This is a genomic window from Thermostichus sp. OS-CIW-30 (assembly GCF_054060215.1).
The window spans coordinates 58,893-84,183 of the sequence record NZ_JBSSCZ010000015.1; the positions used below are offsets into that span (position 1 = coordinate 58,893).

Consider the following 25,291-nt stretch of genomic DNA (forward strand, 5'->3'; position numbering starts at 1 on the left):
ATTGCCAATGGAGCTTATCCAAGAAGTGAGGGGGGATAAGTGATGTTATTAGAGGCCGAGACAAAGCTGGTACGGGATAAGTCACTGGGATACCTCGTAACAACAGAAGAAACGCCAATCGAGAAATGGAGCCCTTTTACTTTGCTGATGCGTGTTGTGTCGGTATCTTTATCTACATTGCTACTTATTGGACTTCCTATCTTCGCAGTTCTATCGGCAATACTTTCTGCCTTAGGGACATGGATCCCTAGCACTTTGGCCAGTGGCATACCTCCTATTGCTATGGCTTTTTCTGGATTGTTGGGTGGTTTATCGATGCTTCTTTGGTACTATTGGTACTCAAATCAACCCTATAAATCTAGGGTTGTTATTTTGAGCAATGGCTTCATTTATCATGACATCTATCGTGACATCCTAGGAAAGCAGAACAGACTTGCCTATAGGTATAACGAAATTGTCTCAGTGAACGTGGACTTCAGAAAGAAGAGTGTCGGTTTTGTCAAATCAGAATGCTACCCATACTACAGCTACTACATCAATTGCCAAGGAAATCCTGTCGTATCTATATCTTCCCCGTCTTTGCCTTTGATGAGGTACGTAGCCAGCTACATTTGCTCCACGCGCTGGAAAGGCATGAGAGAAGCAATTGAGCGTGGACAAGAGGTTTCATTTGGATGCGTTGCCATAAGTAGGGAGTACGTTAGAGTCGAGGATTTCGGTTCTTCAGAGCGATTGTTATTTAGGATCCAGGCTATCAAAGAGATTAAGCTGTGCATTGATAGTGAGGATGGTTACGTATTCCGCCTGGAGTTTATCTCAGGGTCTAGGTCAACAAAGAGCTCTGATTGTTACTTCCGCTGTGACAAGGTAGATAACTTCCATCTATTTTTCAAGACACTCAAGCTTGTGGGTATCCCTACGAACCTTTCTGAGCTTCCAGCACGTCTCACCTTTGAGAATCATATTAGACAGGCAACAGATGGCTAGACACCAACCGAATGGAGGAGGCACCGATCTTTGGGTACAGCCTTTCCAGGAGATAAGCGAGGTAGTACTGCACGGCAAAGACAAAGAGCACGCATGAGGAAAAAGCAGGCTTCCATAGCTTCCGCCTTTATTTCCTCGAGACGACTGGGCGCCGGACAGCTTTCAACTTGGATCAGTGGATCCCCAGTGCAGAGGCAAACACGCTGTGGCCCACAATGGCCTCTACCACAACACTGATGGCAAACCCCAGCATGGCCAGCCGTCCGTTCCATCGCTCGGCCTTCTCCGTCCAGCCAATCTCCCACTCCGGCGGGGTATCGCCGTCTTGACCGTACTGCGGCACGTACCGCGGGCGACCGGCGCCTTCCCAGCCAGCAGGGCGCTTGGAGTTGAAGAAAGCCATCGAGCCAATCACAACAGCGGCCACCAGCCCGGCCACCATGACGGCAATGTAGGGGAGGAAGGGATTGTCAAGCATCATCGGACTGTCGAGATAGGGATTGAAGGGTGAAAAAGCTCCCAAAAAGGGTAGAGCTGTAACATCTCAAAGCCGAAGAGAAAGTCTGTGAGATGTCCAATGTGGCTCTACCGAAAAGTTCTTCGACAAATTATTGCAGGTTATTGCAGACCTAGCCACTGGGCGAGAGTGCTGGCAAAAACACTGTGGCCCAACGCCGCTTCCGTAGCGATGCTGATCACCAAGCCCAACATGGCCAAGCGTCCATTCCAACGCTCCGCTTGCTCTGTCCAGCCTGGGATCCAGTCGTTGGTGGTGTCGTAGTACTGGGCAACAGAAGCGGAGTCCAGACGAGAAGGGATTCTGGGAGACGATTGCATTGCTAATACCTCGTATTGGTTGCTGTAACCAAACTTAACACAAAGTTACATTTTGTGACAAGCTTCGCTTTCAGGTCAGGGAGGAAGGGATCCCTGGATGCTGGAAGGGATTGGGCGGATGGGTTTGCCGAAGGCTGGCCCGAAGCAATGTCATACTGAGGGAAGCAGGCTTTTTGCGCAGACCATGGCGGTATCCCCCCTTTCTTCTCTCAAGCTTGACCATTCTTTCGATCTGGCTGCCCAGGTGCGGTCAGATTTTCCGATTTTGCAGCGCCAGGTCAACGGCCACCCGCTAATCTACTTTGACAATGCCGCCACTTCTCAAAAGCCACTGGCGGTTATACAGGCGATGGATCATTACTATCGACACTGCAACGCCAACGTGCATCGCGGGGTGCATACGCTGAGCAACGAAGCCACAGATGCCTATGAGGGGGCGCGGGAAAAGATCGCTCGTTTTGTGAACGCGCCTTCTCCTCAGGAGATCATTTACACCCGCAATGCCAGCGAAGCCATCAATCTGGTGGCCTACAGTTGGGGCTTGAGCCATCTGGAGCGGGGGGATGAGATCGTCCTCTCGGTGATGGAGCACCACAGCAACCTGATCCCGTGGCAATGGGTGGCCCAAAGGACGGGAGCCCACCTCAAGTTCATCCAGATCACGCCAGAGGGAGAGCTGGATCTGGAGCACTACCAATCTTTGCTCAGCGACCGCACCCGCTTGGTGGCGGTAACCCAGGTCTCCAACATGCTGGGATCCATCAACCCCGTTCAGGAGATGACTGAACTGGCCCATCGTTACGGAGCCAAGGTTTTGCTGGATGCTTGCCAGAGTGTGCCCCACATGCCTGTGGATGTCCAGGCGCTGGATTGCGATTGGTTGGCCTTTTCGGGGCACAAGATGTGTGGCCCAACGGGGATTGGCGTCCTCTACGGCAGGCGGGAGCTGCTGCGAGCGATGCCCCCTTTTTTGGGTGGGGGAGAGATGATCGCCGATGTGTACTGGGATCACGCCACCTATGCGGATATCCCCCACAAATTTGAAGCCGGTACGCCGGCGATTGCCCAGGCGGTGGGGTTAGGGGCAGCCGTAGATTACTTGAGCCAGATCGGTCTGGAGCGGGTTCATGCCCATGAACAAAGGTTGATTACCCACCTGTTGGACGGGATCCAGCACATAGCGGGTATTACGGTTTATGGCCCCAAGGATCCGGCGCGACGGGCAGGGCTGGTTAGCTTTTCGGTGGAGGCTGTCCATCCCCATGACCTGTCTACTTTGCTGGATGAGCAAGGCATTGCCGTTCGAGCGGGGCACCACTGCACTCAACCCCTCCATCGCTATTTGGGAGTACAATCCACTGCCCGAGCCAGTGTTTACCTGTACAACACGTTGGCGGAGGTGGATCGCTTTTTAGACGTGTTGGCAGAAGCGGTGGAGTTCTTCGGCGCTGCCCTAAGCTAGGGATCCGGGATAGACCTCTGAAGAGATGAGGTAGACTCATGCCTTGGGATCTGGGGCGGTTCTGGAACACGCTCACCTACTATGAGGCCCTGCCTTTGGCGGAGGTGTGGCGTCGGGTTCAAAATGGGTTCCAGGCCGTGGAGGATGATTTTGTGCCACCTTCTCTTTCCGAGCCGGTCGCTATCCAGATAGGGGTGGTGGGGGAAGGTTTGCCTGACGGGTTGGCGGAGGCCCTGCGGCAGCAGGGCGTGGAGGTGAGCCATACGCCAGATTGGGCGACAGCAACCGTGATCCTAGGTTTGGGGGATCCACCAACGGCCAAGGCTTATCTGGAGCAATTGCGCAGCAGTGGGCAAACGGAGCGGATGCTGTTCGACTTTCGCCGGCCCAACCCAGATCTGAACCGGTTTTGGGGCATTTTGGACGATGTGGTCATGGGAGGGGTGAGCCAAAGCCAGTTGCAGTGGGGGGAGGGGCAGCTTCTGTTTACAGGGCAAGTTTCCACGGCCAACTTTGGGGGGTTTGTTTCCACGCGCACCCGCAATTGGCAGCCGCCGCTGGACTTGTCGGGGTTTGCCGGTCTGGAGCTGCGCCTGCGAGGGGATGGGCAGCGGTATAAGGTCTTACTGCGGGATCAAGGCGGCTGGGACAGCCCCGCCTACGGCTATGCGTTCGACACTGCGCCGGGAGAAGAGCAGACCGTTCAGATCCCCTTTGCGGAGATGGTTGCCACGTTCCGCGCCCGCCGGGTTTCTGCTCCCCCTCTCAATAGTCGCCAGATCTACTCGCTGCAACTGATGCTAAGCAAGTTCGAGGCCGATGGCAGCCCAAACCCCCGCTTCCGGCCTGGGCCCTTTCAGCTGGCCGTGCGCTGGATTGGGCTGTATCGTCGGGAGCCTCTGCCGCAATTGATCGGGGTGGCGCGGGGATCCCTTGCCCCGGAGTGGATAGCTGCCCTGCAGGGTAGCTCCAGCCGTTGGTGTGGGGTGGAGATTCCGGTAGAGACAGAGGGATCCGCTCTGGCAGCCCAGTTGCTCCGCCTCCTGCGCTCGCCTCAGAGCGTGGGCCGGGTGGTGTCTTCAGAAGCTTTCCATGCCTAGCTTTCTGGGCCGCCTCAAGGGATCCCTGGGGATGGGGCTTTTGGCCGGCCTGTGGCTGTGGGTAGGTCAGGGGATCCCCTACCTGTTCGACTGGGATGAGCTGATCTACGCCAGCTTGGCGCGGCAGATGCTGGCCAGCGGGGATCCTTTCTCGTTGGCCATCAACGGGGAGCCTTTTTTCGAGAAGCCCCCTCTCTTTTTTTGGCTGCAGGCCCTGTCCATGGCTGTTTTAGGGATGAACGAAGGGGCAGCGCGCTTGCCCAATGCTTTTGCTGGCGGGATCACGGTGGCGCTGCTGGTGGGGTGGGGATCCCATCTGCGTGGGGTGGGGTTTGGCTGCCTGTGGGGGATCCTACTGCTGACAGGCTACCTGCCCTTGTTTTTTTACAAAACTGGTCTCATCGACCCGCTACTCAACCTGGGCATGGGGGTGGGTCTGGGATCCCTTTGGGCCGCCGAGGAGGCCTGGCGGGCCGGGTACTCTGGACGCAGGTGGAGAGCGGTGGGGGCGCTGGCCCTGGGCTTGGCAGTGTTGGCCAAAGGGCCGGTGGGGCTGGTGTTGCCCCTGGCTATCTGGATCCTCTACAAGCTCTGGCAACGGGATCCTCCCCTTCGATGGGGGGAGAGCCTGGTTTTCCTCAGCCTAGCTGTGACTGTTCCCCTCACTTGGCTGGCGTTGGAGGGGGTGCAACGGGGGCCAGAATGGGTGGAAGAGTTTGGGCGCTACCAATGGCGCATCCTCACCAGCTCAGATGGGCATCCCGGCCCGGTTTATTTTCATCTGTTGGCCTTTGCCCTGGGGTGCTTTCCCTGGGGCGCTCTGGCTTTGGCCGAGATCCTGCAGCCCATCCCCAGGAGCGTGGGCTCGGTGGATTTGACTCGGCGGGCAGAATCTCTGCTGTTGGTGGCTTTTGGGGTGGTGCTGGCCCTGTTTTCGCTGCTGGTGCAAACCAAGCTGGTTCACTACACCTCGCTGCTGTACCCCATTGGGGCCTACTTTGCTGCCCTGCGCTTGCAGCGCCTGGTTGCTGAGAAAAGAGGGCCCAGTTTTTGGGAAAGTGCCTGGATCCTGCTCAGTGGCTTGTTTTGGCTGGCCCTGTGGCTGTTGCTGCCCTGGCTGGGATCCCAGGACCCCGCTGGGCTAGTCCAAGCATGGGTCTTTGCCGGCATCCCTGACGACTTTTCCAGCAGCTTGGTGCTGGGATACCTGCAGGCTGAGGTGGAGTGGCCGGTGTTGACCTACGTCCCCGCCGCGATCCTGCTGCTGGGAATTCTCCTTTGGAGTCGAGGACGGCGGCGGGCTTGGGGCTGGACAGTTTTGCTCTTGGCCACGGGACTGAGCGCCCAACTGGCCTGGTGCTGGGTCTTCCCCCGCCTGCTGCAACACACCCAGGGAGGAGCCGTCCACTTTTTCCGGCAGTTTGCCACTTCCGAAAACAACGCCCAGCCGGCTCTCTCTGGAACGGTGGGCCTGTACGGCTTTCGCTCTTTTGTACCCTATTTTTATGGCCCGCTGCAGGTTCCCTACGCCGCCAGCCCAGAAGAGCTGGCCGACTGGCAAGCCCAGGGGCAGGCGCCCGACTACCTGGTTACCTGGGATCCCTTTGTAGCTGAACTTACAGCTCCCGAGGGCGAACAGGCAGCCATTCTGGGATCTTGGCGGGTCGTCGAGCGCCGCAGTCCCTTTTGGCTGTTGAAAAAAACCTCTTCTCCTCCCTAGGCCCCAGATGAGCCAGTACGTGCTGCGCATCAGCGATATTCCTGCCCAAGATCGTCCCCGCGAGCGGCTGCTCAGCCAAGGGGCAAGGCACCTCTCCCACGCCGAGCTGCTGGCCATCTTGCTCAACACTGGCCAGGGGCCAGGCAAGCTCTCGGCAGTCGGCCTCGCCCAGTTGCTCCTGAAAAAATTGGAAGCCCAAGGAGATCCCTTGGCCCAACTGCGCCAGGTGGAGGCAGGGGAGCTGCTGCAAATTGAAGGCATTGGCCCGGCCAAGGCAGCCACAGTGTTGGCCGCCATCGAGCTGGGACGACGGGTGTTTTTGAGTCGTCCGCCAGACCGGACAGCCATTGAGTCGCCAGAACAAGCGGCTATGGCTCTGAGTGGTGACTTGATGTGGGAATCTCAAGAGCACTTTGCCGTCTTGCACTTGGATGTCAAGCACCGTCTGCTCAGCCAGCAGATTGTAACCCGGGGCACCGCCACCGAAACCCTGTCTCATCCGCGGGAGACTTTCCGCAGCGCCATCAAACAGGGGGCCAGTCGCATCCTCGTCGCCCACAACCACCCTTCCGGGAGCTTGGATCCCAGCCCAGAAGACCTTGCCCTTACCCGGCAACTCTTGCAAGCGGGGCAACTGCTGCAGATCCCGGTCTTGGATCACCTTATCCTCGGCGGCGGACAGTTCCTCAGCTTGCGCCAGCGCACCAACCTTTGGCAGGAGTTTCCCCAGCCGGAGTAGTCTTCACCCCCAGCCTTTCTCCCAGAGAGAGAGAGTAGAATCAAGGCAACGGACAGGTTCGCCGTCTTTGGGTTGACCACGCCCAAGGGATCCCTGTGTGTGGGCTCTCAAGAATTGGGCAGCGGCTCAAAGCGCATCCCCACCTTGAGCTGGCCGCCATTGACCAGGTCCCAAGCGGACTGTTCTTTTTTGCCAGGCAGTTGCGCCCGCCGGATCAACAGGGATCCCTCTCCTGTGGCTACGTAGATCCCTTCTCCTCTGGCCAACCCCACCACTTCTCCGGGACTGCCCTGGGGGATTTCAGGGGGTGGCGAGTGCAGTTGGGGAGAGGCGGAGCGGACAATCTTTATCCGCTGTCCCTCTATACCGGTGAAACAGTTGGGGGAAAAGGCGCGGATTTGGTTGTGCAAGGCCTGGGCAGGGCGCTGCCAGTCGAGGTGAAAGTCTTGTTTTTTGAGCAGAGGGGCGTAGGTTGCCCGGGATCCATCCTGAGGAATAGGGGTGAGTTCCCCTTTCTCCAATTTCAAGAGCGTTTCCACCAAGAGTTCTGCCCCCAGTTGAGCCAGTTGGGGTGCCAATTCTAGGCTGGTTTGCTCTGGCCCAATGGGTAGCTTGGCCTGGAGCAGGATGGCCCCCGTATCCATTCCCTCATCCATGAGCATCGTGGTTACGCCGGTCTCGGTTTCGCCGTTGGCAATAGCCCACTGGATGGGGGCAGCGCCACGATAGGCGGGCAGGAGGGATCCATGCACATTCACACAGCCCAGCTTGGGCATCTGCAACACCGTCAGGGGCAAGATCTGGCCGTAGGCCACCACCACAAACACATCGGCAGCCAGCGCCTCCAGAGCCGCCAGCACTTGGGGATCCCGCCGCAGGCGGACAGGCTGCCACACCGGGATCCCGTGGGCCTGGGCGAGAACCTTGGTAGGGGGGGGAAGCACCTTTTGTCCCCGTCCCTGGGGCCGATCCGGCTGGCAGACCAATCCCACCACTTCAAAGGGGGACTGCGGCTGCAACAGGATCTGCAGCGAAGGCAGGGCAAACTCTGGCGTGCCGAAAAAAACAACCCGCATGGCCAACCCCAACGAGCACTGTCCTTCAGAATACGCTCAGCCAGCGGCTGCAAACGCTCGGCTACTTACTATCTCCTCCGTCAACTGACACCCGGAGATTCAGTCTGGGAGGCAGGAGAAGGGGGTGGCGGCTTATCCAGCGGAGAGATTTCTCTCTCTGAGATGGGGGATCGCCCGGTCAAGGGCACCTGCGGGGACTGCCAAAAGGCGGGCTGTTTGAGATCGAACTCCTGGCTCCAGGCCGGGAAAAAGGAGCCCAGTTTTTGCCCGGAAAGCCGCAGCCTTTGCAAGAAAGTCCATTCCAGACGGGTCAAGGCTCGCCGCAGAAAATCCCTAGCCCAATCCGGATCCGGGGCTTCTGCCGCCTGCAAGTTCACCTGCAGGAGGCCCAGTTTGGGATGGAAATGAACCCGTGCTTGGATCCCTTCCGGACGCAACAGGTAATTGAACACCTGCTGGATGGCCACCTCATCCCCCCGCTGAGCGCGATACAGAGGGCTGTTGGGGTTGGGCTGGGGCTGGTAGCGCCACTCGCAGTGCCATTCCGGGATCCCTTCATTGGCCAGAAAGCCAAACAGCTCCACCTGACGCTGCCTGTGGGTCAGCGCCATTTGCTCCAAGGCCGGCGAGAGGCTCCCCAGCAAAGCATCCGGCTCAGGCAGGGGATCCCCTTCTAGACGCAGCAACAGGCGGTGGCCGGAAAGCCGCGCTTGTACCTGGAGATAACCCAACCCCAGGGATCCCAGGGCTTTTTGCAGATCGGCCAAAATGGCGGGCAGAGGAGCCTGGACATCCAAAGAATCGCTCACCGACAAAAGATCTCCAACAAGCCCTAACCCAACCTAGCCAATTTCCAAGGTTGCTTGGATCCCTGGGATCGCCGGCCAAGATGGCCAGATCCATTCTGCTTTGGATAATTGCTAGATCCCCAGGATCAGGCGAGCTGCAGCGAACTGAGTTAACCTCAGCAACGGCTACAGCCCATAGAAATCCGGCCCGGATCCCTCGTAGCTGGGGTTGACCCGCAAGTTTAAGTGGGGACAGATGATCTCGCAGGTGCGGCACTGGATGCAGTTTTCCAAAGACATGGCATGGGAGCGGATGCCATTTTGGTCGCGGATGTGGTGTACCTCTGCTGTGCAGTCGGCAACGCAGGGGGTGGGGCGATTCAGCTTGTCGTAGGTGGCGATGCACCGGCGGCAGGTTTCGGCGTCGAACTCCAGGATGTGACGGTTACCCTCGGGGTAGCGGGGATCCGCGAAAAAAACCGCATCGGGCCGCGAGAAATAGCCCGGTCGAGAGGCCAATTCCTGGGGAGCCAAGGTTGTGGGGGCCACAAAATCCGCTTGAATGGCAGCGTGGGGGGCCACATAGCTGCGCGGGGGTGGCTCGCTGGGGCTGACCCGCCCGGTGAGCAGGGTGTAGGCGCGCAGAGTTTCTCGTCCGCGGCGAACGGGATCCTGCAGGCCCCAGCGCAGGGATCCCAGCCAGGGGTGGCCGGCATCGACGCTGCGGCACACCTGAGGTAAGTATTCTTCCAGCAGGCGGGAGTTTTCCAAAAAAGCCTCGCGGAAATAGCGACTGCGGTAGAGGTTTTGCCCCACTGCACTTTCCATCACCGCCTTTTGATAGTCGGCTTGGATGCGCAGATCCCCTTTCAAGAAGCCATCGTGAATGAGGCCCGCCGCCAGATAGCCGGTTTCCATGGCATTATCCACCCCGGCCAAGCTGCCCACATCCAACACCCCCAGCGCATCCCCCAACAGCAGGGCTCCCTCAACGCCAAACCGGGTGGGCAGGCTGTGGTAGCCCCCTTCGGGAATCACGGCAGCCCCGTACTTGAGCAACCTGCCGCCAGCAATTAGGGACTGGATCCAGGGGTGAGCCTTGAACTCCTGCAGACGTTGCTGGGGGTTGAGGTTGGGGTTTTTGCTGTCGAGGCCGATGATCAGACCCAAAGCCAGGCGGTTTTCCTTAAGGCCATAGACGAAGCCGCCGCTGAAGCTACCATCCAAAACCGGGTAGCCCAAGGTATGCCACACCTGCCCCTGCAGGGACTGGGGGATCTGCCACACCTCTTTGACCCCCACCGACCACAATTGCGGGTTGGGGCGCAGTTGAAACTTCTCGATGAGATCTTTGGAAATGAAGCCTTTGTCGCCAAAGCAGGTGAGTTCGGCAAAGATGCAATCTTCGTACACTTGGCCAGAATCGCTTGCCCGTACCCCGATCACCCGCTCCCCCTCGTAGAGGATTTCATGGGCGGCAAAGCCGGGGAACACATCGAGGGTAACATTTGGGATCCCTTTGGCTTTTTCCTGCAGGGTTTCGGCCAGCCAACGGATGACGTGGCTGAGGGTGAGAATGAACTGTCCCTGCTTGCGAAATCCCGGCGGGATCACCGCTTCCGGCAGATCCCAGCGCTGTTGGGATCCCAACACGCTCAAGTGATTGGCTTCCACCCGGCCTTCGTGGGGAAATCCTTGGCTTTCAAAATCGGGGAAGAGCTTGGCGATCACTTGGAGGTTGCAGATGGCGCCACTGACGATGTGACCGCCGAATTGGCGGGCTTTTTCCAAAATGGCAATAGAGATTTTCAGCCCAGAGAGCTTGGCCAGATCCAAAAGGCGGTGGGCCAAGATCAAGTTGGAGGAGCTTCCCCCCACCAAAAGAAGGTCGTAGCGGATGGCTTCACTCATAGTCCCCCACACGGTAGCTCTGGATACCCTGCCTGTATCCTAAAAAGGGGAGGGGAGAAAGAGGGCAAAACTTTAGACCTTCTCAAGCCTCTGGTGCGAGCCCCCAGCAAGATGATCGTCGTCGGCCTAATGTCGGGCACTTCGGTAGACGGGATCGATGTAGCCATCGTCCGCATCGAGGGCGACGATTCCCTACAGTGGGAGTTAATGCATTTCCAGACGATCCCCTATTCCCCAACGCTGCGGGCGGAGATTTTGCGGGCTGCGGATCCCAAAACCGGCACGGTAGATCACATCTGCACCTTGAACTTTCGCTTGGGTCGAGCTTTTGCGGCAGCGGCCTTGCAAGGGATCCAGGCGGCCCATCTTACCCCCCAACAGATCGATCTCATCGGCAGCCATGGTCAAACCCTTTGGCATAACCCCAGTGGGCCAGAAGCTTCGACTTTGCAAATCGGTGAAGCTGCAGTTATTGCCGAGCTGACCGGGATCCCGGTGGTGAGCAATTTTCGGGCGCGGGACATGGCGGCAGGAGGTCAAGGCGCACCTTTGGTAGCTTTTGTGGATTGGCTGCTGTTGAGGCATCCCCACCTTCATCGTGTGGCCCAAAACATCGGCGGCATTGCCAACCTCACCTATCTCCCCAGCCTCTACAGTGGGGGATCCCCCTTGGCTTTCGACACCGGCCCCGGCAATGTTTTGATTGATTTGGCGGTGATGCGGGCCAGTCAGGGACATCAAGCCTTTGATCGCGACGGAAAATGGGCTGCCCAAGGCCAGATCCACTGGGAAAAAATTACAGAATGGATGCGGGATCCCTATTTTCAAAAGGCACCGCCCAAAACCACTGGTCGGGAGTATTTTGGATCCCTTTATTTGGAGCAAATTTGGACCCAATTTATATCCGCTCACGACTGTATTGCCACCCTCACGGGGTTCACAGCCTGCTCCATTGCCCAAGCCTATAGGGACTTTTTGCCCGCGACCCCAGATCAAGTTATCCTCAGCGGTGGCGGCACCCAAAACCCTGTCCTTATGCGACTGCTGCAGGAACAACTGCCGACCACAACCCTGTTGACTTCCGACCAAGTGGGGATCCCTTCTAAGGCCAAAGAGGCCCTTGCCTTCGCGGTATTGGCCTATAAAACCTGGCAAGGTAAGACCAACAATTTACCGGAAGCAACTGGGGCAAGACATGCTGCCATCTTGGGCCAAATCACACCCTCTTGTCGTAACCAGTCCTAACTCATCTGTATCGTTATCTCCAACAAGCTTGAGCCATTCCTCTTACTCCCGAGGAAAGAGAAATGTCCAGAATTGCGGCGGAGCCTCTGCCGAATCCAGATCTCGCTAGGATGTCACGCAAGGCTGAGAAAAGCGATAAAGTTACCTTGCCAAAATCTATAAATCAAAAGCCCTAGTTCTTATGAAGGATCGTCCTCTGCCTCCACTTCTGCTGGCAATCATGATTTTTAATTTCTTCATTCTCTTTGGCTGTAGTGTTGTCCGGCATCACCTGTTTCAGTCTGGAGGATATGATCTTGGCATCTTCGACCAATCCATCTATCTAATCAGTCGGGGAGAGGTCCCGTTTTCGACCATTCGAGGGATCCACATCTTGGGAGACCACGCAGCCTTTATTCTCTATCCCATCAGCTTTTTGTACCGCATTGTCCCCTCGGTCTATTGGCTGTTTGGGCTCCAATCCCTGGCGTTAACCTTGGGAGCATTGGCTATTTATCACCTTGCACTTCAGGCCAAGGTCGATCCCAGCCAAGTGATGGTGATTGCCACAGCCTATCTTCTCTATCCGGCCATTTTTAACGCCAACCTTTTTGATTTTCATCCAGAGGTTTTGGCCGTTCCCCTTTTCTTGGCGGCTGTGCTCTGCATTCGCTCTGGAAAATTGAGGGGGTTCCTTCTCTGTTTGAGCGGCATTCTTGGCTGTAAGGCGGTGTTATCTCTCAATGTTGTTGCTCTGGGAGTCTGGCTGTTGTTTTGGGAAAAAGGACGAATTCAAGAACGCTGGCAACAGCGCTGCCAAGTGGGCGGCTGGACGGCAATTGCGGCAGGATCAGCTTGGTTTGGGATAGCCACTTTTGGGGTCATTCCTCACTTCAGCGGCAGCGAGCCGGCAGCCGTTTCTCATTACGACTATCTAGGGAATTCTGTTGCGGAAATTGTTCAAGGTTTAATCTTGAGACCGATGCTGGTTTTGAGCAAAGTCTTCTCCCTGGACACCCTGCTTTATGGAGTTTTGTTGGTCGTGCCTTTGGCTTGGGGTCTCTCTTGGCGGCATTGGGATCCCTGGATCCCTGCCCTGCCTACCCTGGGTTTGAATATACTCTCCAGCAACCCCGCCTATCGGGATCTGGTACATCAATACGCTTTGCCTATCGTTCCTTTCTTGTTCTTGGCCGTCATCGAGAATGTGAAAAACCATCCCTTGCAGAGCCATTTTATAAAAGATGGAAAACTGCCCCTGATCTGGTCTTCGCTGGCCTTTTTGGCCTTGGGGAAATACACCTTTTTCGGCTCGATTTATCTCAGCTCCCTGGACACTTGGCAGGCAACCCGACAGGCTCTTGCCCAGATCACCACCCAAGGGGGCGTCCTCACCACCCACGAGATCAGCCCTCACCTCACCCAGCGACCTGTAATCTACTTTACAGACGAGGGCCGCTTCAATGGATCCCCGCCCTCTCAGTGGGATCCCTTTGATTATGTGTTGCTCAACACCCGTCATCCGGGGTGGCGCAGCACTCCAGAGTTCTCCCGTGTCCTGATTGAAGCTTTACAGAAGGAAACTCAATTCCAGCTTCTGTACCACCAAGATGGGGTGTATTTGTTCTCTAGGTTACGAAAAGACCTCTAAGAATCGCATAAGAATCGCAATTCTAAGGACTGCAGACTACTTTATTGGCACTTGATCTAATTGACTTAAACCAAGTCTTCTTCTCGTTGCAACAAATGATTAAGAAACTGCTGCTTCAATCTAAAGAAATTGTTTACACTTGCAAGGCTTAATCTGAGCTTAGTCTTCTCTTAACTTCAAGCCACTAACTCTGTAGTGCCTATCCTCATGCGCGAATAGAGTAGCGCAGGGGTTAGGTGCTGTTTTATAAGACTCGCCAAGTTTCTAAACAAAACTTGTCAAGACAAGAGGAGAAGTCAACGTGAGTATCCATTCGCATGGCCCTAAGCTTCGTCCTGGAGACGAGCCTATGTGTAACCACTCTCCCAACCCCACTTTCAGCAGCATCCTGGAGAGCCGTTTGCAGCGGCGTCAAGTGTTGCAGGGGGGAATTGCTGCGGCGGTGGCCACCTTTTTTGGCTTGCCTGCGCTGAACGGTGCTTCCAAATCGGCAAAAGCCGCCAGTGGCAGTGCTTTGCTGGGCTTCAAGGCAATTCCTGTGAGCGCGGAAGACAAACTGGTGGTGCCCGAAGGCTACACTGCCCGTCCGCTGCTGGCTTGGGGTACTCCCATCACCGGCACCTATCCACAGTTCAAGCTGGAAAACACCGGTGCCGAGCAGGGAATGCAGGTGGGCAGCCACCACGATGGCATGCACTTCTTCCCCATCGAAGGGAAGGATCCCTGGCAGGGCAGCTCCACCGAGGGTTTGCTGGTGTTTAACCACGAGTACGTCGAGCCTCGGTTTATGCATGCTGCGGCTGTGGGCCAAAAGCTGGATTCCGACTTGTATCCCACCAATCCTGACGGCAGCCGCGATCCCGACCAGGTGCTGAAAGAGCTGAATGGCCACGGGGTGAGCATTGTCCACATCAAGCAGCAGGGAGACGGCAGTTGGGAAGTGGTGCGGGATCGCCTCAACCGCCGCATCACCGGTCTTACCCTCATGGAGATCCAAGGGCCAGTGCGGGGATCCGACTTCGTGAAAACCAAGTTCAGCCCTGAAGGCACAATGACCCGGGGTACTTTGAACAACTGCGCCCACGGCGTCACTCCCTGGAATACCTACCTCACCTGTGAGGAGAACTGGGCTGGCTACTTCAGCAACACCAGCAAAGGCCCCGACCAAAAGCCCAACCTGCCCCGGGAGCACAAGCGCTACGGCGTAAGCACCGAGACTTCCCGCTACGGCTGGGAGCTGGCCAGCAACAAGGCGGACGAGTTCATCCGCTTCAATGCCACCCCCACCGCTGCGGATGCCACCCAAGACTACCGCAATGAGCCCAACACTTTTGGCTGGGTGGTGGAGATCGATCCCTTTGATCCCAGCAGCACGCCCAAGAAGCGCACGGCTCTGGGCCGCTTTGCCCACGAGGGCGTGGTGTTCCAGCCGCCGGTGGAAGGCCAGCCGATTGTGGCCTACATGGGGGACGATGCCCGCTTTGAGTACATCTACAAGTACGTCTCTGCCGAGCCCTACCGCAAGGAAACGGCGGGCGGACATCTGTTGGACAATGGCACCCTGTATGTGGCCAAGTTCAACGAAGATGGCACAGGGGAGTGGCTGCCGCTGGTGTTTGGGAAAAACGGTCTAACCCCGGAAAACGGCTTCACCAGCCAAGCAGATGTGTTGGTGAACACCCGCACGGCGGCGGATTTTGTCGGTGCTACTAAAATGGACCGGCCTGAGTGGGGAGCGGTGGATCCGCAAACCCGCATGGTCTACTTCACCCTGACCAACAACAGCCGTCGGGAACAAGACCAGGTGAACGCTGCCAACCCCCGTCCCAAAAACAAGTGGGGTCACATCATCCGTTGGAAGGAAGCCAACGACCGGCCTCAAGCCACCCGTTTCGAGTGGGATCTCTTTGTCTTGGCCGGGCCGCCGGAAGATAGCCGCAAGCTATCGGGCCAGCCCCTCAATGAAGACAACATCTTCAACTCTCCCGATGGTCTGTGGTTCGATGCCAGCCGTCGCCTCTGGATCCAGACCGACACCAGCGACAGCAATCTCAACAAAGAGGAGTTTGCGCCTTTTGGCAACAACCAAATGTTGGCTGCCGATCCGGATACAGGGGAAATTCGCCGCTTTTTAACCGGGCCGATTGGGCAGGAGATCACCGGTGTGGTCACCACTCCCGATCAGCGCACCATGTTCATCAACGTGCAGCACCCAGGCGCCAGCACCAGCGAGGACGACTTTGCTGCCGGCAAGGTCGATTCCCGCTGGCCAGACTACGACCCCAATCTCTACCCCCGCTCGGCGGTGGTGGTGATCACCAAAAATGACGGCGGGATCATCGGCACTTAATCGGCGCTGAATCCTCATTATCAACCGCATCACGCAATCAGGCGGCAGGGATCCTTCATCTCTGCCGCTTTCTTGCACTTAACCCAGCAAGGCTGATCCCTGCAGGGTCAGGAATCTGGAGCTATCTCTCAAGTACCAATTCTCCCTCTGGGAGACGAGCCGGGGGTGAGGGAAATTAATCCCACAGGTTCAAATCCGTCACTGCTCCCAAGCTGCTGCTGGAGACCAGCTTGGCGTACTTGGCTAGGGTGCCCCGTTTGTAGCGAGGCTCAGGAGGAGACCAGCGGGCGCGGCGGCGGGCCAGCTCTTCTTCGCTCACATGCAAGTGCAACTGGCGAGCCGGGGCATCAATGGTGATGAGATCCCCTTCCTCCACCAGGGCAATCGTGCCCCCCACATAGGCTTCGGGAGCCACATGGCCCACTACCATGCCGTAGGTGCCGCCGGAGAAGCGGCCATCGGTGATCAGGCCAACGCTATCCCCCAAGCCGGCGCCGATGATGGCCGAAGTGGGCGAGAGCATCTCCCGCATGCCGGGGCCACCTTTGGGGCCTTCGTAGCGGATCACCACCACATCCCCTGCTCGGATCTGGCCGGAGAGGATGGCCTGCAGGCAGGACTCCTCTGAATCGAAGACCCGCGCCGGCCCGGTAATTTTCGGGTTCTTGACGCCGGTAATCTTGGCTACTGCTCCTTCGGGAGCCAGATTCCCCTTGAGGATGGCCAGATGCCCTTGGGGATACAGGGGGCTGTGCCAAGGGCGGATCACCTCCTGATCCGGGCTAGGCTCGTCCGGCACATCCCGCAGGACTTCGACGATGGTCTGGCCGGAGATGGTGAGGCAGTCCCCGTGCAGCAGGCCGTGGTTGAGCAGCATTTTCATCACCTGGGGGATCCCGCCAGCCCGGTGCAGGTCGGTGGCCACAAACCGCCCTGAAGGCTTGAGATCGCAGAGGACAGGCACGCGAGCACGAATGGTCTCGAAATCATCTAGCGTCAGGGGCACTTCTGCCGCATGGGCAATGGCCAGAAAGTGGAGCACGGCGTTGGTGGATCCCCCTACAGCCATGATCACCGAGATGGCATTTTCAATGCTTTTACGGGTGATGATGTCGCGGGGGCGGAGGTTGGCTTTGATGGCCTCTGCCAAGACCTTGGCCGATTGGGCGGCACTTTCGGCTTTCTCTTCGTCTTCTGCAGCCATGGTGGAGGAGTAGGGCAGACTCATCCCCATAGCCTCAAACGCGCTGGACATGGTGTTGGCCGTGTACATGCCGCCGCAGGATCCCGCACCAGGACAGGCGTGGCGCTCCACCGCCAGCAGCTCTTCCTCGGAGATGCGCCCGGCACTGAACTCCCCCACCGCTTCAAAGGCGCTGACGATGGTGAGGTCGCGGCCATTGTAGTGACCCGGCTTGATGGTGCCGCCGTAGACGAAGATCGAGGGTACATTGAGGCGGGCCATGGCGATCATCGCCCCCGGCATGTTCTTGTCGCAGCCGCCGATGGCCAAGAGGCCATCCATGCTCTGGCCGTTGACCACTGTCTCGATGGAATCGGCAATCACTTCCCGCGACACCAGGGAGTATTTCATCCCCTCCGTGCCCATCGAGATGCCGTCGCTAATGGTGATGGTGCCGAACACCTGGGGCATACAGCCCGCTGCCTTCAGAGCCGCCTCCGCCCGCTCCGCCAGAGTTTGGATCCCCATGTTGCAGGGGGTGAGGGTGCTGTGGGCGTTGGCAATGCCGACAATGGGCTTGCCGAAGTCTTCGTCGCGAAAGCCTACGGCCCTGAGCATGGCGCGGTTGGGGGAGCGCTGTACTCCCTGGGTAACCACTTGGCTGCGCAGCGGGAAAGGGGAATTGGCCATCATTGCAAGAGGAAACCGGGACGAAGTAGGGAGAGGAGAAAAGGGGTAGAACTCATCCTACCGCGTTTCTTCGGGGGAACATGAGCTTTCCCGGAAAGAGGGATCCAAACCAAATCTGAAGCAACTCTGTAAGTTGTCTGCACCTGCGCCGAGGATCGGCCAGCCTACCTAATAGAAGGGATCCCAGGTTCCAATCGCCCTGGCAAGACCGAGTCCTTGCACTCCGGGTCAAGACGCAGGGGTCGGGGATCCCTTGTATGGGTGTTTTTCTTTCGTGTTGGCGAAGCCTCGTATGGTTCTCAGCTCTCCTCTCCCCTCGCCTGCAGTGCCCAGCAGTGCCGACCGCGTTAGCGGGACGGAGTCCTCACGGGAGATGTTGCGGGATGTGCTCACCCTCTCCCGTCATGTTTTACAGCAGTTTGGCAGTTTTACGGCAGAGGCCCAAGACTTCAGCGCCCTGATGAACCGCATTGCCCTGGCCGGCAAGATGATCGCCCGGCGGCTGAGTCAGGCAGGACTGATCGAAGGGGCGCTGGGGGTTACCGGCAGCCTCAATGTCCAAGGGGAAGAACAGCAACAGATGGATGACTATGCCAACCGGGCCTTCATTCGCGCTTTGGAGCAAACGGGCCTGGTGTGTCGGCTGGTCTCGGAAGAGATGAAAACCCCGGCTCGCCTGCCGGAAAACTGCTCCCTCAGCCGCCTGGCCCTGATGATCGATCCCCTGGATGGATCCTCCAACATTGACGCCAACCTCAGCGTCGGCTCTATCTTCTCCGTCCTTCACCCTCTTGAGGATCGCCCGGAAGCGGACAACCAAGACCTGCTGCAACCGGGCCGTCGCCAACTGGCTGCAGGATATATTCTCTACGGCCCCAGCACCCAATTGGTCTATTCCGTCGGCAAGGGGGTACACGGTTTTACGTTGGATCCCAGCTTGGGGGAATTTATCCTCTCCCGCAGCGACATCCGCATTCCTGAACGCGGCTCCGTCTACAGCCTCAACGAGGGCTATTTTTGCCAGTGGAGCGAAGGGATCCAGAACTATGTCCGGTATGTTCACCGCCGCGATGGCTACATCTCCCGTTACAGCGGCGCTCTGGTGGCGGATTTTCACCGCATTCTCCTGCAGGGCGGAGTTTACCTCTATCCCGGCACCCAGAAAAAACCGGAGGGCAAGCTGCGCCTGATGTACGAGGCCAACCCCCTGGCTTTTCTGGCCGAGCAGGCGGGCGGGGCGGCCACCACTGGCACCGAGGCCATCCTAGACATCGTCCCCCAATCTCTCCACCAACGGGTGCCCCTTATCATCGGCAGCCGCGAGAACGTGGAAGAAGTGCTGCGCTGCCTAGAGGGTTCTCTGGTGCCCTAGGTTCTTCCCAATCCTTCTCTTTGAGCCAAGCTGGCCTATGGTAACCCTGGCAGAAAACCCCCTTCGCGTTGGTCTCAACCAAGAACGCACCCCGGATCCCTGCATTGTGGTGCAGTTTGGCGCTTCTGGGGATCTGGCCGCCCGCAAGCTGCTCCCGGCCTACTATCGGCTGTTTGGGCAGCGGCGGCTGCCGCCGGAGTTTACTTTGGTGGGGGTGGCCCGCCGCGATTGGACTCACGAGGTTTATCGGGAAAAGATGCGGGCTGCCGTGCAGGAGTTTGCCCCCCAGGACTTGGGGCCGGAGGCCCTCTGGCAGGACTTCGCCAGCCGCCTGTTCTATTGCCGCCTCGATATCGGAGATGCTGAGAGCTATCTGCGCCTAAAGCAGCTGCTCAGCCAGCTGGACGAAGAGCGGGGCACCCGCGGCAACCGAGTGTTCTATCTGGCGGTGGCGCCGGACTTCTATGCCCAGGCCATCCAACAGCTGGGGGCAGCTGGCATGGTGGCCGATCCGACCAAAACGCGGGTGGTGATCGAAAAGCCCTTTGGCCACGACCTCACCTCGGCCCAGGAACTCAACCGCCTTGTGCAGCGAATTTGCCAGGAAGAGCAGATCTACCGCATTGATCACTACTTGGGCAAAGAGACGGTGCAAAACCTGCTGGTCTTCCGCTTTGCCAACGCCATTTTTGAGCCTCTCTGGAACCGCAACTACATCGACCATGTGCAGATCACCGTGGCGGAGACGGTGGGGGTGGAGGATCGGGCCGGCTACTACGACACTGCCGGCGCCCTGCGAGACATGGTGCAAAACCACCTAATGCAGATCTATTGCCTGACGGCCATGGAGCCACCTGTCTCACTGCGCAGCGATGGGGTGCGCAACGAAAAGACCAAGGTGCTGCAGGCCACCCGCCTAGCGGATCCCCGCAATGTGGCAGCCGCAGCGGTGCGGGCGCAGTACGGCCCTGGCTGGATTGCCGGCAAGCCGGTGCTGGGCTATCGGCAGGAGCCCAATGTCAATCCCCAGTCCAAAACCCCCACCTACGTCGCTCTGAAACTGGAGTGTGATACTTGGCGGTGGAAGGGGGTGCCCTTCTACTTGCGCACTGGGAAACGCCTGCCCAAGAAGGTTTCGGAGGTGGCCATTCACTTTAAGCAGGTGCCCCTTTCCCTGTTCCAATCGGCAGCTCGGGAGGTGAGTCCCAACATCCTGGTACTGCGCATCCAACCCAATGAGGGCATCTCGTTGCGCTTTGAGGCCAAGATGCCGGGGCCAGAGATCCGCACCCGCTCGGTGGATATGGATTTCCGCTATGGGACTGCCTTTGGAGCGAGTACACCGGATGCTTACGATCGCCTGCTCCTGGATTGTCTGCTGGGGGATCCAACGCTGTTTACCCGTGCCGATGAGGTTGAAGCGGCCTGGCGGGTGGTGACGCCGGTGTTATCGGCCTGGGAGTCTGAGCCCGGCAGCGGCAATGGCGGCGGTGCTGCACCGCCTCTGTTCACCTATGAGGCCGGCACTTGGGGGCCAAAGGCTGCCGAAGATCTGCTCACCCAATCGGGGCGGCGGTGGCGGCGCCTCTGATTTGGCCGATGGCAGTTGCAGAGGAGAACACTGAGAAGTAGGGATCCCCGGCTGTTGCAGCTAACATGGGCATGGCCTGTTTATTGCGTGGGTATCATGCCGCCACTGTTGTTCCGGTTATCCGTCCGGCCCTGGCGAGCCTTGTCGGTGGGCCTGGCAGTTGTGTTGGGGATGGGAGGGTGGAGCTCTGCCCAGGCCCAGGTGTTGCTGCACGTCCCTCTGCCCAATGGGGGCTTGATGCAGGCCCAAGCGCTGCAACTGGCCACCGACTCGCTGCGGTTAGCCCAGTTTGGCCAGACGGAAGAAGCGCTGCGCCGCCTGCAACTGGCCGTGTCCATGGTGCCCAACTCCTCAGAGCTACTCTACGTTTTGGGCAACGTACACCTAGAACTGGGGGACTTGGAGCAGGCGATTGCCTCGTTGCAAAAGGCCCGCGCCCTATCTCCTCAAGATGGGGATGTCCTCTACTCGCTGGGATCGGCTTATTTGCGGCAGGGCAGCTACTTTGCCGCTGCTGAAACCCTGGAACGAGCTGTGGCCCTGCAACCGGATAACCCCAATGCCCGCTTCCAACTGGGCAATGCCTACCTCATGCTGGATCGGTGGGATGCGGCCCGGCAGGAATATGAGAAGACCTTGGAGTTGGATTCCGCCTATTGGCCGGCCATGAACAACATTGGCTTGGTGGACTATGAGCAGGGGGATCTCGACGCCGCCATCGATCGCTGGGAACGCACGATAGAGATGAACAATGCCGTAGCAGAGCCCTATTTGGCCCTGGCGACTGCCCTCTACATTCGGGGAGAAACCGAACGAGCTGAGGAACTGGGGGCAAAGGCCATGCGCTTGGATCCCAACTATGCCCGCCTGCAGGTGTTGCGGGAGAACCTGTGGCGAGAAAACCTGCTGCGAGATGTGCAGATCCTCCTGCGCACCCGCCCTGTTGCAGAAGCTCTGCAGCAAGCCGCTATCGAGCAGTTCAACCGGCGGATGGGCCTCTCAGAATAGATTCAGGATAGATTTAGGAATTGACAGTGGGAAGTTCTGCAGGGGATCCCTTGAGAACTCGTGCCTGAAACTTGGCCCGAATCCGCTCGGCAATCCCGGCACTGTTCAAGCCTAGTTCTGCCAAGGATTCCTCGGGGGTGGCGTGCTCCACCCACACATCCGGCACCCCCAAGCGCAACAAGGGCACTGCCAGGTCGGCGTCGAGCAGGGCTTCGGCCACTGCCGAGCCAAACCCACCCATGAGGCAACCTTCTTCCACCGTCACCACCAAGCGGCTCTGTTCGGCCAAAGGCAGGATCAGCTCAGTATCCAGAGGCTTGGCGAAGCGGGCATTGACCACCGTGGCTGAGATGCCGTGTTCTTTCAAGATCTCCGCCGCCTGCAGGCTGGGATGCACCATCGACCCATAGGCCAGGATCAGCACCTCGCCGCCGCTGCGCAACACCTCGGCTTTGCCGATGGGCAGGGGTTCCCATCCCTCTTCTGCCAGAGGCACCCCCACGCCAGATCCGCGCGGGTAACGCATGGCGATGGGGCCCTGGGTGTACTGGATCCCGGTCACCACCATGCGCTGTAGCTCCGCTTCATCTTTGGGAGCCATTAGCACCATTTCCGGAATGCAGCGCAGATAGGCGATGTCGTACATGCCTTGGTGGGTGGGGCCATCGGCTCCCACAACTCCCGCCCGATCCAAGCAAAAGAAGACCGGCAACTTTTGGATACAGACATCGTGGATGATCTGGTCGTAGGCCCGCTGCAAGAAGGTGGAATAAATGGCCACCACTGGCCGCATTCCCTCACAGGCCATGCCAGCCGCCAACGTTACAGCGTGCTGCTCGGCGATCCCCACATCCACAAACTGATCCGGCAGCTTTTCCTTGAGCTTATCCAGGCCAGTGCCCGTATCCATAGCGGCGGTGATGCCGATGATGCGGGGATCCCGCTCGGCCAGCTTGCAGAGGGCATGGCCAAAGACCTTGCTGTAGCTGGGGGGCTTGGGCTTGGTGGGCGGGTAGGGCTTGCCGGTGGCCAGGTCGAAGCGGGATTGGGCATGATACCCCACCTGTTCCGCTTCGGCAGGCGGGTAGCCCTTGCCTTTGACGGTAGCTACATGCACCAGCACCGGGCCGGAGATGCCGTGGGCCAACTCAAAGGCATCCAACAACTCCGCCAGGTTGTGCCCGTCCACCGGCCCCACGTAGGTAAAGCCCAGCTCCTCAAAGATGATGCCTGCCTTGTTGTTTTGCACGGCGGTAACCAGCTTCACCGTTTCCTTGAGGCGGTCAATTTCTGGGCTGAGGCTGGATCCCAGTAGGGGCAGGTTCTTCAGTTGCTCTTCTAGGCTGTCGGCCAAAAACTGCACCGGCGGGCTGAGGCGCAGGCGGTTTAAATAGCGAGGGATCGCCCCCACATTGGGGGAAATAGACATGCCGTTGTCGTTGAGCACCACCATCAGGTTGGTCTTGGGCAGGTGCCCGGCGTGGTTGATGGCTTCATAGGCCATGCCTCCGGTCAGGGCACCATCCCCAATGATGGCCACCACCTTGAAGTTGTCTCCCCGCCGATCCCGAGCGATGGCCATGCCCAAAGCTGCCGAGATGCTGGTGGAAGCGTGCCCCGCCCCAAAGTGATCGAAGCGGCTCTCGCTGCGCTTCAGGTAGCCGGAAATCCCCCCCTTCTGGCGCAATGTGTGGAAATTGTGGTACCTGCCGGTGAGCATTTTGTGGGCATAAGCCTGGTGCCCCACATCCCAGATCACCTTGTCTCGATCCAGATCGAGGGTCTTGTAGAGGGCCAAGGTCAGCTCCACCACCCCCAGCCCTGGCCCCAGATGACAGCCGACCGGGGAATTGGCAGCCGTCTGCAGATGTTTGTCGCGAATCTGGCGGGCTAGGCTGCGCAACTGGCTCAGGTTCAGGTTTCGGAGCTGGTTGGGATGAGTGATGTCACTCAGGTGCATAATGGACTCGTCCTTCCGGTGTGATCTCACTCTAATTCATTTTCAGGAGGGGTTTTGTAGCCCTCCCTGATACATTTACGCTGAACACTGCTGAACATCACTGTTCAACTATGCAGCGATAGCATTCTGTTTGTTTCCAAACAGAATGGCGGTATCCCGCAAAGCTTTGAGTAGAATACCCAAAGCGCAGTTTCCGTGTCGTCTTACTACCAATTTTCTGCTTTGCTTTGGCTACCATGTTGGCAGACTCGAAAGTAAACAGAAAGATCAACTGGTAGTAATCCGTACTGAACATATTATACATTATTTTCAGTATAGTTGAGCTTATTATTGACTAGAGTCATGCTCTCAAAACTTCAAGGAATGCAGGGATCCCCTTAATGCTGGGCCAAGGGCAGTGAGATCTTGAAAGGGGCACGCCAAGGAGCTTATTCAAGGGTTAGCCTCGCGTAAGGCCCTCGGTTGCTCCGGAGTTAAGGGCTAGGGCCCACTGCCGCGATGGTTTCTTCCTTTTTGTTAGCCATGAAAATTGCCGCCAACATCACCCAGCTCATCGGTCGCACCCCGCTGGTGCGGTTGAATCGGATCCCTCAGTCGGAAGGGTGTCTGGCCGAGATCGTGGTGAAATTGGAGAGCTTTAACCCTGCCGCTTCGGTGAAAGACCGCATTGCCGTCAGCATGATCGAGGCTGCCGAACAGGCCGGTTTGATCACCCCCGGCAAGACCATCTTGGTGGAGCCCACCTCTGGCAATACCGGCATTGGCCTGGCCATGGCCGCTGCTGCCAAGGGTTACCGGCTCATCATCGTCATGCCTGAGAGCATGAGCCTGGAGCGGCGACTGCTGTTGAAAGCCTACGGAGCAGAGGTGCACCTGGCCAGTAGCGCCGGCGGCATGGGGGAAGCCATCTGGAAGGCTGAAGAGATCGTCCGCCGCACTCCCAACGCTTACATGTTGGGCCAGTTCACCAATCCCGCCAACCCCCGGATCCATGCCAGAACCACCGGCCCGGAAATTTGGGAAGATACCGATGGTCAAGTGGATATCCTGGTGGCAGGGGTAGGTACCGGCGGCACCATCACGGGGGCGGGCGAGTTTTTGAAGGGGAAAAACCCAGCCATTCGACTGGTGGCCGTTGAACCCAAGGCCAGTGCCGTCTTGAGTGGTGGACGGCCCGGCTTTCATCGCATTGAAGGGATCGGAGCGGGATTCGTGCCTGATGTGCTGCGGCGCGACCTGCTGGATGAGGTGATCCCAGTGGAAGATGAAGAGAGCATGGTCTACAGCCGGCGCCTGGCCAAAGAAGAAGGGATCCTCTCCGGCATTTCCACTGGGGCTGCCTTGGCGGGAGCCATCCAGGTGGGGCGGCGACCGGAAAACGCTGGCAAGCGGATTGTAATGATCCAGCCTAGTTTTGGGGAACGCTACCTGAGCACACCTCTTTTTCGCGACTTGGAGCGGGATTCCGATTCGAGATGACGATGATGCTGAGACTGCTGCCCTACAGGTCGCCCTGGCCCAGAGGGCGAGCTAGCATGGGTGAGAGTGACGTGGCGGAACGGCAGACGCGCTAGACTTAGGATCTAGTGCCGCAAGGCGTAAGGGTTCAAGTCCCTTCGTCCGCATGAGAATCCCCTACTTC

The 25,291-nt window shown here is 58.2% G+C and carries 19 protein-coding genes; 12 read left to right on the forward strand and 7 right to left on the reverse strand.

Features of this window, described 5'->3' with window-relative positions:
* Window positions 1-42: 42 nt before the first annotated feature.
* Window positions 43-987: a hypothetical protein gene (locus ACVWZF_RS07960; protein ID WP_457387643.1), complete on the forward strand. Its 945-nt coding sequence runs from the start codon at window positions 43-45 to the stop codon at window positions 985-987.
* Between the two features lie 172 nt (window positions 988-1,159).
* Here ACVWZF_RS07960 and psb35 read toward each other — a convergent pair whose 3' ends face one another.
* Window positions 1,160-1,468, reverse strand: coding sequence for a photosystem II assembly protein Psb35 (gene psb35 / locus ACVWZF_RS07965; protein ID WP_414331646.1), 309 nt, complete (start codon window positions 1,466-1,468; stop codon window positions 1,160-1,162).
* A gap of 137 nt (window positions 1,469-1,605) precedes the next feature.
* The gene (locus ACVWZF_RS07970) at window positions 1,606-1,824 is read right to left on the reverse strand and encodes a hypothetical protein (protein ID WP_414374672.1); all 219 of its coding nucleotides are present in this window, start codon (window positions 1,822-1,824) and stop codon (window positions 1,606-1,608) included.
* Window positions 1,825-2,008: 184 nt separating this feature from the next.
* Between ACVWZF_RS07970 and ACVWZF_RS07975 the strand changes: the two genes are divergently transcribed.
* Genes ACVWZF_RS07975 through radC form a run of 4 tightly spaced genes read left to right on the forward strand, consistent with a single transcriptional unit; the run spans window position 2,009 to window position 6,845 of the window.
* Window positions 2,009-3,286, forward strand: coding sequence for a cysteine desulfurase (locus ACVWZF_RS07975; protein ID WP_457411238.1), 1,278 nt, complete (start codon window positions 2,009-2,011; stop codon window positions 3,284-3,286).
* Window positions 3,287-3,324: 38 nt separating this feature from the next.
* Window positions 3,325-4,386, forward strand: a complete 1,062-nt coding sequence (locus tag ACVWZF_RS07980) for a CIA30 family protein (protein ID WP_011433583.1) — start codon at window positions 3,325-3,327, stop codon at window positions 4,384-4,386.
* The gene (locus ACVWZF_RS07985; RefSeq protein ID WP_011433582.1) at window positions 4,379-6,106 is read left to right on the forward strand and encodes an ArnT family glycosyltransferase; all 1,728 of its coding nucleotides are present in this window, start codon (window positions 4,379-4,381) and stop codon (window positions 6,104-6,106) included. The genes ACVWZF_RS07980 and ACVWZF_RS07985 overlap by 8 nt, the downstream gene beginning before the upstream one ends.
* A gap of 7 nt (window positions 6,107-6,113) precedes the next feature.
* A complete protein-coding gene (radC, locus tag ACVWZF_RS07990; RefSeq protein WP_041436627.1) occupies window positions 6,114-6,845 on the forward strand; it encodes a RadC family protein in 732 nt (243 codons plus the stop codon).
* A 107-nt stretch (window positions 6,846-6,952) separates the two neighbouring features.
* Here radC and fmt read toward each other — a convergent pair whose 3' ends face one another.
* From fmt to ACVWZF_RS08005, 3 genes are all read right to left on the reverse strand, one after another.
* Window positions 6,953-7,921, reverse strand: coding sequence for a methionyl-tRNA formyltransferase (gene fmt, locus ACVWZF_RS07995; RefSeq protein WP_011433580.1), 969 nt, complete (start codon window positions 7,919-7,921; stop codon window positions 6,953-6,955).
* 80 nt (window positions 7,922-8,001) lie between these two features.
* Entirely contained in the window at window positions 8,002-8,730 is a 729-nt protein-coding gene (locus ACVWZF_RS08000) for a hypothetical protein (protein ID WP_011433579.1), read from the reverse strand.
* 165 nt (window positions 8,731-8,895) lie between these two features.
* Window positions 8,896-10,620 carry a 4Fe-4S dicluster domain-containing protein gene (locus tag ACVWZF_RS08005; protein ID WP_011433578.1) on the reverse strand — a complete coding sequence of 575 codons (1,725 nt, stop codon included), beginning with the start codon at window positions 10,618-10,620 and terminating at the stop codon, window positions 8,896-8,898.
* Between the two features lie 93 nt (window positions 10,621-10,713).
* Between ACVWZF_RS08005 and ACVWZF_RS08010 the strand changes: the two genes are divergently transcribed.
* The 3 genes from ACVWZF_RS08010 to ACVWZF_RS08020 all read left to right on the forward strand — a co-directional run bounded on the left by ACVWZF_RS08010 (window position 10,714) and on the right by ACVWZF_RS08020 (window position 15,845).
* Window positions 10,714-11,865 carry an anhydro-N-acetylmuramic acid kinase gene (locus tag ACVWZF_RS08010; RefSeq protein WP_238376748.1) on the forward strand — a complete coding sequence of 384 codons (1,152 nt, stop codon included), beginning with the start codon at window positions 10,714-10,716 and terminating at the stop codon, window positions 11,863-11,865.
* 181 nt (window positions 11,866-12,046) lie between these two features.
* Entirely contained in the window at window positions 12,047-13,495 is a 1,449-nt protein-coding gene (locus ACVWZF_RS08015; protein WP_011433576.1) for a DUF2079 domain-containing protein, read from the forward strand.
* A 349-nt stretch (window positions 13,496-13,844) separates the two neighbouring features.
* Entirely contained in the window at window positions 13,845-15,845 is a 2,001-nt protein-coding gene (locus ACVWZF_RS08020; RefSeq protein WP_457411240.1) for a PhoX family protein, read from the forward strand.
* Window positions 15,846-16,020: 175 nt separating this feature from the next.
* On the opposite strand, the gene ilvD is transcribed toward ACVWZF_RS08020, so the two are convergent.
* Window positions 16,021-17,718, reverse strand: a complete 1,698-nt coding sequence (gene ilvD / locus ACVWZF_RS08025; RefSeq protein ID WP_457411242.1) for a dihydroxy-acid dehydratase — start codon at window positions 17,716-17,718, stop codon at window positions 16,021-16,023.
* A gap of 373 nt (window positions 17,719-18,091) precedes the next feature.
* Between ilvD and fbp the strand changes: the two genes are divergently transcribed.
* From fbp to ACVWZF_RS08040, 3 genes are all read left to right on the forward strand, one after another.
* Window positions 18,092-19,090, forward strand: coding sequence for a class 1 fructose-bisphosphatase (fbp, locus tag ACVWZF_RS08030; RefSeq protein ID WP_011433573.1), 999 nt, complete (start codon window positions 18,092-18,094; stop codon window positions 19,088-19,090).
* 37 nt (window positions 19,091-19,127) lie between these two features.
* Window positions 19,128-20,681 carry a glucose-6-phosphate dehydrogenase gene (gene zwf, locus ACVWZF_RS08035; protein ID WP_011433572.1) on the forward strand — a complete coding sequence of 518 codons (1,554 nt, stop codon included), beginning with the start codon at window positions 19,128-19,130 and terminating at the stop codon, window positions 20,679-20,681.
* A gap of 96 nt (window positions 20,682-20,777) precedes the next feature.
* Window positions 20,778-21,689, forward strand: coding sequence for a tetratricopeptide repeat protein (locus ACVWZF_RS08040; RefSeq protein WP_457411243.1), 912 nt, complete (start codon window positions 20,778-20,780; stop codon window positions 21,687-21,689).
* Between the two features lie 13 nt (window positions 21,690-21,702).
* Here the strand turns inward: ACVWZF_RS08040 and dxs are convergent, their stop codons facing one another.
* On the reverse strand, window positions 21,703-23,649 hold the full coding sequence (gene dxs / locus ACVWZF_RS08045; RefSeq protein ID WP_011433570.1) for a 1-deoxy-D-xylulose-5-phosphate synthase: 1,947 nt from the start codon (window positions 23,647-23,649) through the stop codon (window positions 21,703-21,705).
* 522 nt (window positions 23,650-24,171) lie between these two features.
* Between dxs and cysK the strand changes: the two genes are divergently transcribed.
* Window positions 24,172-25,128, forward strand: a complete 957-nt coding sequence (cysK, locus tag ACVWZF_RS08050) for a cysteine synthase A (RefSeq protein ID WP_011433569.1) — start codon at window positions 24,172-24,174, stop codon at window positions 25,126-25,128.
* The last annotated feature ends 163 nt before the right edge of the window (window positions 25,129-25,291 follow it).